This is a genomic window from Nocardioides sp. P5_C9_2, from assembly GCF_054049555.1.
Window position 1 is genome coordinate 1 of the sequence record NZ_JBFUMD010000112.1, and the last position, 9,154, is coordinate 9,154.

At 74.2% G+C, this 9,154-nt stretch carries 10 protein-coding genes; 7 read left to right on the forward strand and 3 right to left on the reverse strand.

What is annotated here, in order from left to right:
* The coding region (locus tag ACXJKL_RS07875; RefSeq protein WP_457206509.1) for an ATPase, T2SS/T4P/T4SS family at nt 1-679 on the reverse strand (679 nt) is incomplete at its 3' end.
* A complete protein-coding gene (ssd, locus tag ACXJKL_RS07880) occupies nt 676-1,707 on the reverse strand; it encodes a septum site-determining protein Ssd (RefSeq protein ID WP_457206510.1) in 1,032 nt (343 codons plus the stop codon). The genes ACXJKL_RS07875 and ssd, both read right to left, overlap by 4 nt.
* A 142-nt stretch (nt 1,708-1,849) precedes the next feature.
* On the opposite strand from ssd, the gene ACXJKL_RS07885 reads away from it, so the two are divergent.
* Nucleotides 1,850-2,647 carry an HAD family hydrolase gene (locus ACXJKL_RS07885; protein WP_457206511.1) on the forward strand — a complete coding sequence of 266 codons (798 nt, stop codon included), beginning with the start codon at nt 1,850-1,852 and terminating at the stop codon, nt 2,645-2,647.
* Nucleotides 2,648-2,900: 253 nt separating this feature from the next.
* On the opposite strand, the gene ACXJKL_RS07890 is transcribed toward ACXJKL_RS07885, so the two are convergent.
* Nucleotides 2,901-3,629 (reverse strand): oxidoreductase, encoded by a 729-nt coding sequence (locus ACXJKL_RS07890; protein ID WP_457206512.1) that lies wholly within the window; start codon nt 3,627-3,629, stop codon nt 2,901-2,903.
* Between the two features lie 28 nt (nt 3,630-3,657).
* On the opposite strand from ACXJKL_RS07890, the gene ACXJKL_RS07895 reads away from it, so the two are divergent.
* From ACXJKL_RS07895 to ACXJKL_RS07920, 6 genes are all read left to right on the forward strand, one after another.
* Nucleotides 3,658-4,515: a class I SAM-dependent methyltransferase gene (locus ACXJKL_RS07895; protein WP_457206513.1), complete on the forward strand. Its 858-nt coding sequence runs from the start codon at nt 3,658-3,660 to the stop codon at nt 4,513-4,515.
* 36 nt (nt 4,516-4,551) lie between these two features.
* A complete protein-coding gene (locus ACXJKL_RS07900; protein WP_457206514.1) occupies nt 4,552-5,697 on the forward strand; it encodes a sensor histidine kinase in 1,146 nt (381 codons plus the stop codon).
* 22 nt (nt 5,698-5,719) lie between these two features.
* A complete protein-coding gene (locus ACXJKL_RS07905; protein WP_457206515.1) occupies nt 5,720-6,439 on the forward strand; it encodes a LytR/AlgR family response regulator transcription factor in 720 nt (239 codons plus the stop codon).
* Nucleotides 6,436-6,828, forward strand: a complete 393-nt coding sequence (locus ACXJKL_RS07910; RefSeq protein ID WP_457206516.1) for a hypothetical protein — start codon at nt 6,436-6,438, stop codon at nt 6,826-6,828. The genes ACXJKL_RS07905 and ACXJKL_RS07910 overlap by 4 nt, the downstream gene beginning before the upstream one ends.
* A gap of 10 nt (nt 6,829-6,838) precedes the next feature.
* Nucleotides 6,839-8,338, forward strand: coding sequence for a sodium/solute symporter (locus ACXJKL_RS07915; RefSeq protein ID WP_457206517.1), 1,500 nt, complete (start codon nt 6,839-6,841; stop codon nt 8,336-8,338).
* Between the two features lie 116 nt (nt 8,339-8,454).
* Entirely contained in the window at nt 8,455-8,955 is a 501-nt protein-coding gene (locus ACXJKL_RS07920) for a hypothetical protein (protein WP_457206518.1), read from the forward strand.
* Nucleotides 8,956-9,154: the final 199 nt, after the last annotated feature.

A 9,154-nucleotide genomic window follows, 5' to 3' on the forward strand; every position in this document is an offset into this window, starting at 1 on the left:
GGCGCAGCTCGCTGGAGTCCTCGACGAGGACCAGCCGCTCCCCCGGGTCGACCAGCGACAGCATCGCCGCCAGCAGCGTGGTCTTGCCGGTGCCGGTGCCGCCGGTGACCAGGAAGGCGGATCGGGCGGTCACGATCGCGGCGAGCAGCTCGGCGCCCTCCTCGGTCACGGAACGCCCGGCCACGAGGTCGGCCATCGTGAACACCCGGGCCCGGGGGACGCGCAGCGAGACCACCGTCCCCGGACGCGCAGTGGGAGCGAGGACCGCGTGGAAGCGGGTGCCGTCGGGGAGGCGCACGTCGGCGTGCGGCATGGCGTCGTCGAGCCGTCGCCCGCCGGTGGCGGCCAGCCGCTGGGCCAGCCGACGGACCGCAGCGTCATCGGGGAACCGGACGCCGGTGAGCTCGAGTCCGTCGCCGCAGTCGACCCACACCTCGTGGGCCCCGTTGACCAGCACGTCGGTCACCCCGGACCGGCTCAGCAGGGGCTCGAGGGGACCCGCGCCGAGCACGTCGCGACGCAGCTCGTCGTGCACGGCGAGCACCATCGCGTCCCCGACAGGTCGCCCTGCCGACCGCAGCGCCTCGGCCACCCGGTGCGGGGACAGGTCGCCCGGGGTGGCGGCGAGACGCTCCCGCACCTCGTCCAGCAGGCCGGGCGCGATCGTCGGCGGCGTCATGCGGCGGCGTCCAGCACCCGGCGGGCGGCCCGGGCCAACGGGACCCGGTGGTGGCGCAACGGTCCGAGACCGAGGTCGAGCGACTCCGCCAGTCCGCGCTGGTCCGGCACCTCGACGGCGACGGACAGGCGGGTGGCCCGCTCGAGGTCGGCCCACGGGACGCCCCCGTGGCGCACGGCCAGCGCCGCACCCGGCGGGGGATCGAGCCGGTCGAGGAGCCGGACGGTCGACGCCGCCCCGGCCAGGGTCGCCGGCACCACCACCAGCAGGCGGTCGCACCGGGCCACCAGCTCGTCCAGGAGGGTCCGGCCGTGCCGGTCGAGGTCGAGCACCACGAGGTCGTGCCCGCGCTGGGCGGCGGCGACCGCCTCCCGCACGACGACGGAGTCGGGCTCCACGACGGGTCCCGGCGCCCAGGTGAGGACGCCGGGACCCGGCGGTCCCCCATCGGCCCGGGGCACCGCCTCCCGCAGGGCCCGCGCCCCGAGCCGACCGGAGCTCGCGGCGAGCTCCCCCCAGCGGACGCCGGCGACCGACTCGAGCCCGAGCATCCGGTCGAGCCCCGGACCCAGCGGATCGGTGTCGACGACCAGGGTGGGCCCGCGCGCGGCCGCGAGCTGGCCGAGCGCGCAGGCGAACGTGGACGCGCCCGCGCCGCCGGCTCCTCCGATGACGCCCAGGGTCCGCCCGCGACCGGGTGACTCCTCGGCGTCGGCGAGGAGGTCGACGAGCCACGCCTCGCACGCGGGCAGCTCGGCCACGGTGCCGGCGCCGATCGCCAGCGCCGCGCGGAAGACCCCGTCCCCGAGGGTCCAGCCCACCACGTGGACCCCGTCGCGCCGCCCCGGGCGGGCCGAGGCCACCTCGTCGACCAGGTCGGCCCCCACGAGCACGAGTGGGACGGACGGCCAGACGGACAGCGCGGCGAACGGGTCGTCGTACACGTCAGGACGGACCCCGGCGGCGGCGCTGAGCCTGGCCACCTCGTCGGCGAGGGCACGATCGCGGGTGAGGAGGAGGGGCTGCATGCCCCGAGGCTCCCCGCGAGGACCGACGACGCGTCGCACCCGTCCGCATCCCTGTGGACGAGCGGCCCCTCCAGGGCGCCGGTGGACGGCGGGTGGCGCGCATGGACCGCCACCTGTCGCGCCGCGGCCTACGATGGCGCACATGCCCCGCCCCACTGCGGCCTTCTTCGACCTCGACAAGACGATCATCGCCAGGTCGAGCACGCTGGCCTTCAGCAAGCCCTTCCAGGCGGGCGGGCTGATCRGCAGGCGCGCGATGCTGCGCAGCACCTACGCGCAGTTCGTCTACCTCGTCGGCGGCGCCGACCACGACCAGATGGAGAAGATGCGGGCGTTCATGTCCGCCCTCTGCGCCGGCTGGGACGTCGCCACGGTGCGCGAGATCGTGGCCGACACCCTGCACAACGTGGTCGACCCGATCGTCTACGACGAGGCGGTCAGCCTGATCGAGGAGCACCACCGGGCCGGACGTGACGTCGTCATCGTCTCGACCAGCGGGTCGGAGGTCGTGGAGCCGATCGGCGAGATGCTCGGGGCCGACCGGGTGGTGGCGACCCGCATGGAGATCGTCGACGGCAAGTACAGCGGCGAGATCGAGTACTACGCCTACTCCGAGGAGAAGGCGCGGGCGATCGAGGACCTCGCCCGGCTCGTCGGCTACGACCTCGAGGGCTCCTACGCCTACAGCGACTCGGTCACCGACGTGCCCATGCTGCGGGCCGTCGGCCACCCGTACGCCGTCAACCCGGACCGCGAGCTGCGCCGGGCGGCGACCGCCGAGGGCTGGCCCGTGCTGGTCTTCGACAAGCCCGTCGCGCTGCGCTCCCGGGTGCCGCTCCCCCCCGCCCGCACGACCCTGGCCGCACTGGCCGTGGGCGGCGTGATGGCCGCCGGGGGCGTCCTGTGGGTCAACGCCCGCAAGCGCCGGGACGGGGTCTGAGCCCGCACCGATCGGGGTGGAAGTCAACCCTTGAACGCTGGCCGGGACCGGCGTACAACTGAGACACACAACTCCACAAGCAGCACGTGAGCCCAGAACCCACGCGGCGATCTACCCTTCGCACAAGGGCGCGAGTCACCGGCCACGACCGGGACAGCAGTTGGATGTTGCACGCTTGGTAGCCCGGCTTCACGTGTCAGCGACGGCACCTGATCACACGATCAGGTGCCGTTCGCATGCGGTGCGTCGTCGACTACTCGGCGGCCCGCCGCAACGGTGAGGCCTCGGCTCCCGCGGCGTACGCCTCGGTCGCGTAGAGCACCCACGCGTGCACCCCCCGCGGCCCCCCGTCCCGGTAGGCACCGAGGTTGGACTCGTACTGCGCGCGCAGGGCCAGGTGCCCGGCCTCCGGCACCACCAGAGACTTCGCGTCCACCCCGCGGGACACCAGCACGAGGCGCTCCACCGCCCGCGCGACGATGCCGTTGTGGGAGGCGAAGGGCGCCGCCGTGGCCAGGTCTGCGTGCACGACGGCCGCCACCAGCAGCGCCGGCGCGGACGTCTCGGCCAGCAGCAGCTCGGCCACCCCCCGCAGGCGATCGGCGGATGCGGCGTCCCGGGGTCGACCCAGCTGCTCGGGGTCCAGGGAGGCCGACCCGACGACGCTGTGGATCCGGGCGATCGCCTGCAGCGGCGCCGTCTTGAGCAGCGGGGCCAGGGCCAGCAGCGAGGTCGACATCCGCACCGCGTCGGTGGCGATCGCGTCGCCACCGCCCTCGCGCAGCTCGGCCAGCGTGGCCGAGGAGCCCTCGAGCACCGCGGACGCGTGGGCGCCGCGGAGCAGCGACTCGGCGGTCGTCTCCGGCGACGTCCGACGCAGTCCCCGGTCGCGGAGCATCACGTCGATGCCGTCACGGACGGCGGCGTAGCCGGAGGGCACGCCCTCGAGGTCCACCAGCCAGGCCAAGGGATCGGTCGTCACGGACGACGACGCTAGTAGCCTGCAGGGAATGAGCGACGAGCAGCCCACCCCCGAGGACATGAAGCGCTGGTCCGGCTCCTTCGGGGCCGTGGCCGAGGCCTACGACCGGGGACGCCCGTCGTACCCCGCCGAGGCGGTCTCGTGGCTCGTCGGTGGTGAGGCGAAGGTGGTCCTCGAGCTCGGCGCGGGCACCGGCAAGCTCACCCGCGAGCTCGTCGCGCAGGGGCACGCGGTCTACGCCACCGAGCCCGATGCCGCGATGCTCGCGCTCCTCGAGGCGCAGGTCCCCGGCTGCAGCGCCAAGGTCGCCGGCGYCGAGGAGATCCCCGCCAACGACCGGTCGGTCGACGTGGTGGTCGCGGCACAGGCCTTCCACTGGTTCGACCACGACGTCGCGCTGCCGGAGATCGCCCGGGTGCTCAAGCCCGGGGGCCACCTGGCGCTCGCGTGGAACGTCTTCGACACGCGCATCCCGTGGGTCCGCAGGCTCGCGGAGGTCGCCGGCGAGTGGAGCTCGACGTCGGGGGGCTCCCACGACCTCCTGGCCGGGAGCAGCCTCTTCGGGGCGGTCGAGGAGAAGGCCTTCGCGCACTGGCAGGACGTCAACCGGGAGACCCTCGTCGACACCATCGCCTCCCGCTCCCAGGTCTCCGGCCTCGACGAGGCCGCCCGCGAGGCGCGGCTCGAGAAGGTCCGCGCGCTGTACGACGACTACGGCCGCGGGCACGACGGCATGCAGCTGGCGTACCGGACCGAGTGCTTCCGCGCCCGGGTCATCGACCGCACGGAGGGCCCCAGCGTCGATCCGGAGGACGGTGCCTCCCAGGGCGGACCGATCATCTCGGACGGCACCGACACCGACATGCTGCTCATCGACTTCCGTTAGCGACGAGTCCACCACTGTCCTGAGTAGTCTCCGGGCATGGTGCGACCCCGGCTCTGGCGACGGTCGGACAGCGGGCGCACGGCGCTGGGGTCCCAGGCGGACCGCGCGACCTTCCGGGCCCTGCACAACGCCTCGCTGGCCAGCCCCGCCCTGCGTGCCGGGCTGACCGCCGACAGCGCGGAGCGCAGCCTCGGGCACCTCCGCGCCCTCCTGGGCACCCCGGCCGCTGCGCTCACCGACACCAGCGGTGTGCTCGCGTGGGACGGGTCGGGCCAGCACCACGGCCACGACGTGCCCCACTTCCTGCCCGACCTCGTCGACACCGGTCGCACCCGGGTCGCCGACCTCGCCTGCCAGCGGGCCCGGTGCGAGGTCCGCCAGGTCGTGCTGGCGCCGCTGGTCGTCGAGGAGACCATCGTCGGCGCACTCGTCGTCGGGGCTGCCTACGCGACCGGGCACCTGATCCGGGCCGCCGACGAGGTCGCGCTGTGGGTCTCGGGACAGCTCGAGCTGGCCCAGCTCGACGCGTCCCGCACGCAGCTGATGGAGGCCGAGGTCCGCGCCCTGCGCGCGCAGATCAGCCCGCACTTCATCTACAACTCGCTGGGCGCCATCGCCAGCTTCGTGCGCACCGACCCCGACCGGGCCCGCGAGCTGCTGCTGGAGTTCGCCGACTTCACCCGCTACTCCTTCCGCCGCCACGGCGAGTACACGACGCTCGCCGAGGAGCTGCGGTCGGTGGAGCGCTACCTGCTGCTGGAGCAGGCGCGCTTCGGCGACCGCCTCCAGGTCACCCTGCGCATCGCACCCGAGGTGCTGCCCGTGGCGGTGCCGTTCCTGTGCATCCAACCGCTCGTCGAGAACGCCGTGCGACACGGGCTCGAGGCCAGCGCCGACAAGGAGGACGGTGTCGGCCGGCTCAGCATCCTGGCCCGCGACCTCGCCCAGGAGTGCGTCATCGAGGTCGAGGACGACGGCACCGGCGAGGATCCCGAGCGGGTACGCCGCGCGCTCGCGGGCGACGCCTCGATGGACTCGGTGGGGCTCGGCAACGTCGACGCCCGGTTGCGCAACGCCTTCGGCGACGACTACGGGCTCGTCGTGGAGACCGCCCCGGGTGCGGGCACCAAGGTGGTCGTCCGGGTCCCGAAGTTCGCGCCCGGCGTCGCCGCCCGGGCCTGAGCCGACACTAGGCTGCCCTGCCATGAGCCAGAGCGGCCTGAGCATCCTCGTCATCGACGACGAGCGGCCTGCTCTGGACGAGCTGACCTACCTCCTCGAGCGCGACGCCCGCGTCGCCGGCGTGATCGGCTGCGACTCCGCCACCGCGGCGCTGCGGATGCTGCAGGACCTCGAGGTCGACGCCGTCTTCCTGGACATCCAGATGCCCGGGCTCACCGGCCTCGACCTCGCCCAGGTGCTGTCCCGCTTCCGCTCGCCCCCGCCGATCGTCTTCGTCACCGCCCACGAGGAGCACGCGGTGTCGGCCTTCGAGCTCGCCGCCGTCGACTACGTCCTCAAGCCCGTGCGGGCCGAGCGTCTCGCCGAGGCCGTACGTCGCGTGGTCGACGCGGGCGCCCCCGCACCCTCGGGCGACGCGCAGATCGCCGTCGAGCGTGGCGGCGTGACCCGCTTCGTGCAGCGCTCCGACATCACCCACGTGGAGGCCCAGGGCGACTACGCCCGGCTGCACACCGGCGAGGGCTCGCACCTGGTGCGCACCCCGTTGTCCACGCTGGCCGAGGAGTGGGCACCGGCCGGGTTCGTGCGGATCCACCGCTCGCTGCTCGTCTCGCTGCCGCACGTCGACGAGCTCCGGTCCGAGGCCGGCCGGGTGTCGGTGGTGGTCGCCGGGCAGGAGCTCGCCGTCAGCCGCCGACACACCCGCGAGCTGCGGGACCTGCTCACCCGGCGGGCCACGTGAGCGACACCGACCGCCCGGAGCGGGTCCGGGTGACCGGTCCGCCACGTCGGCGCGCGAGCGGCGTACGCCCGACGGCCTCGCGCGAGATCGACGCCGACAGCGACCTCGGTGCGATCTACATGTCCTCGCTGCTCGGCGAGCAGCTGCGGCTGGCGGCCGGCGTGCTGGTCGCGATGTTCCTCACGGTCGGACTGCTCCCGCTGGTCTTCCACGTGTTCCCGGACCTGAGCGGCCTGCGGCTGCTCGGGGTCCCCGTGCCGTGGCTGCTGCTGGGGGTGCTGGTGTACCCGTGGCTGCTCGTCCTGGGCTGGGTCTACGTGCGCCGCGCCGAGGCCAACGAGCGCGACTTCGCCGACCTGGTCTCCGACGGCCCGGACGCCCGCCCATGACGAGGACTCCGTGACCGGCGCCCCCGGCATCGTCGCCGTCGTCCTGGTCACGGTGGCGACCCTGGCCATCGGCACGTGGGGGTTGCGCTTCTCCCGCACGACCAGTGACTTCTTCGTCGCCTCGCGGTCGGTGCGTCCGGGGCTCAACGCGAGCGCGATCGGCGGCGAGTACCTCTCGGCCGCCTCGTTCCTCGGCATCGCCGGACTGGTACTGGTGTTCGGCGCCGACATGCTCTGGTACCCCGTCGGCTGGACGGCCGGCTACCTCGTCCTGCTCGTGCTGGTGGCCGCCCCGCTGCGCCGCTCGGGCGCCTACACGCTGCCGGACTTCGCCGAGGCCCGGCTGGGCTCGCGCCCGGTGCGGTCGCTGTGCTCGGCGCTGGTCGTCGGCATCGGGTGGCTCTATCTGCTCCCCCAGTTCCAGGGCGCCGGCGTCACCCTCGCGGCCACCATCGGCGCCCCGCCGTGGCTGGGCGCGGTCATCGTCGCGGGGGTCGTGCTCATCAACGTCACCTCCGGCGGCATGCGCAGCATCACCTTCGTGCAGGCCTTCCAGTACTGGCTCAAGCTGACCGCGCTGCTCGTCCCGGCCTGCGTGCTGCTGGCCGTCTGGGTCGGCGACGGCGCCCCGAACCCCGCCGACGCGGCCACGCCGGGCGACGCCGTCTGGTCGCTCCCGCTCGGCGACGGCGGCGCTCAGGGGCTCTACGTCACCTACTCGCTGATCGTCGCCACGTTCCTCGGCACGATGGGCCTGCCGCACGTGGTGGTCCGCTTCTACACCAACCCCGACGGCCGGGCCGCTCGGCGTACGACGCTCGTGGTGCTCGGCCTGCTCGGCTTCTTCTACCTGCTCCCGCCGGTGTACGGCGCGCTGGGCCGGCTCTACGCGCCCGACCACGCCGCCGGCGCCTCCGACGTGCTGGTGCTCGAGCTGCCGCGGCTGATGGTCCCCGGGCTGGGCGGCGAGCTGCTGACCGGCATGGTGACGGCCGGCGCCTTCGCCGCCTTCCTGTCCACCAGCTCGGGGCTGACGATCGCGGTCGCGGGGGTGCTCAGCCAGGACGTCRCCAGCCGTCGGCTCAGCGGCATCACGGCATTCCGGGTGGCGGGCGTGGCCGCGGTCGTGGTGCCGTGCGCGGTCGCGATCGCCGCCCCCGACGTGGGCGTCGCGCGCACCGTCGGGCTGGCCTTCGCGGTGGCCGCGTCGACCTTCTGMCCGCTCCTGCTGCTCGGCATCTGGTGGCGCGGGCTGACCGCGGCCGGGGCGGTGGGCGGCCTGCTGGTCGGCGGCATCGGCTCGGGCGCCGCCGTGGGCTGGACGCTGCTGACCAGCGCGACCACGGGCTGGGCGGCCGTGCTGCTCGGCCAGCCCGCCGCCTGGAGCGTGCCCGCGGCGCTGGCCACGATGGTGGTGGTCAGCCGCGCCACCCGCTCCCGGGTCCCGGTCCACGCCGGCCGGTTCATGGTGCGGCTGCACACCCCGGAGGCCGTGGACCTGCAGCGCTGAGGCCGCCTGCCCCCGGCTCCGCCCACGCCCGGCCGAACCCCGGCGCGGACGGGCAGGATCTGACATGCTGTGCGCCCTCCGTCGGGGAAGCGGGGGTGAGCACTACGGGGAGTGGCATGACGTTGTTCATGGTGATCGGGGTGGCGGGACTCGTGCTGCTGCTCGTCTCGATCGTCGTGGGCGACCTCTTCGACGGAGCCCTCGACGCACTGGCCGGCGACGCCTTCTCCAGCGCGGTGATCGGTGCCTTCGTCGCGGCCACGGGATTCGGTGCTGCCGCGGCCCAGGGCGCCCTCGGCACCGCCCTCGCGATCCCCGTCGGCCTGGTCACCGGGACCGCCTTCGCCTGGTTCGCCTGGTGGCTGACCCGGCTGCTGCGCGACGGCAGCAGCGACGCCACCCTCACCACGGACGACACCATCGGCCGCGAGGGCCGGGTCATCTCCCAGATCCCCGTCGGCGGCCTCGGGGTCGTCGACATCCTCGTCGGGGGCCACACGGTGCGGCTCAACGCCCGCGCCGAGCAGCCGATCGCACCCGGCACCGCCGTGCACGTCACCAGCGTCCTGTCGCCCACCTCGGTCACCGTCGCACCGGTGTGGCCGGAGCTGTCCTGACCCCGACCCGCACCACCCACCACCCCGCTCGCCCCAGCACGACCTGCCGCTTCACGCCTAGGAGAACCCCGTGGAACTGTCCAGCCCCCTCGTCGCCGTCGGCGGCCTCGTCGTCCTCGTCGTCCTGCTCCTGCTGCTCGTCACCAGCCGCTACAAGGTTGCCGGGCCCAACCAGGCGTACATCGTCACGGGACGCAAG

What these genes read in the sequence shown, in the direction of transcription:
- ACXJKL_RS07900 (WP_457206514.1), top strand. Translation starts at nt 4,552, where the DNA reads ATGGTGCGACCCCGGCTCTGGCGACGGTCGGACAGCGGGCGCACGGCG.
- ssd (WP_457206510.1), bottom strand. Translation starts at nt 1,707, where the DNA reads ATGCAGCCCCTCCTCCTCACCCGCGATCGTGCCCTCGCCGACGAGGTG.
- ACXJKL_RS07920 (WP_457206518.1), top strand. Translation starts at nt 8,455, where the DNA reads ATGACGTTGTTCATGGTGATCGGGGTGGCGGGACTCGTGCTGCTGCTC.
- ACXJKL_RS07905 (WP_457206515.1), top strand. Translation starts at nt 5,720, where the DNA reads ATGAGCCAGAGCGGCCTGAGCATCCTCGTCATCGACGACGAGCGGCCT.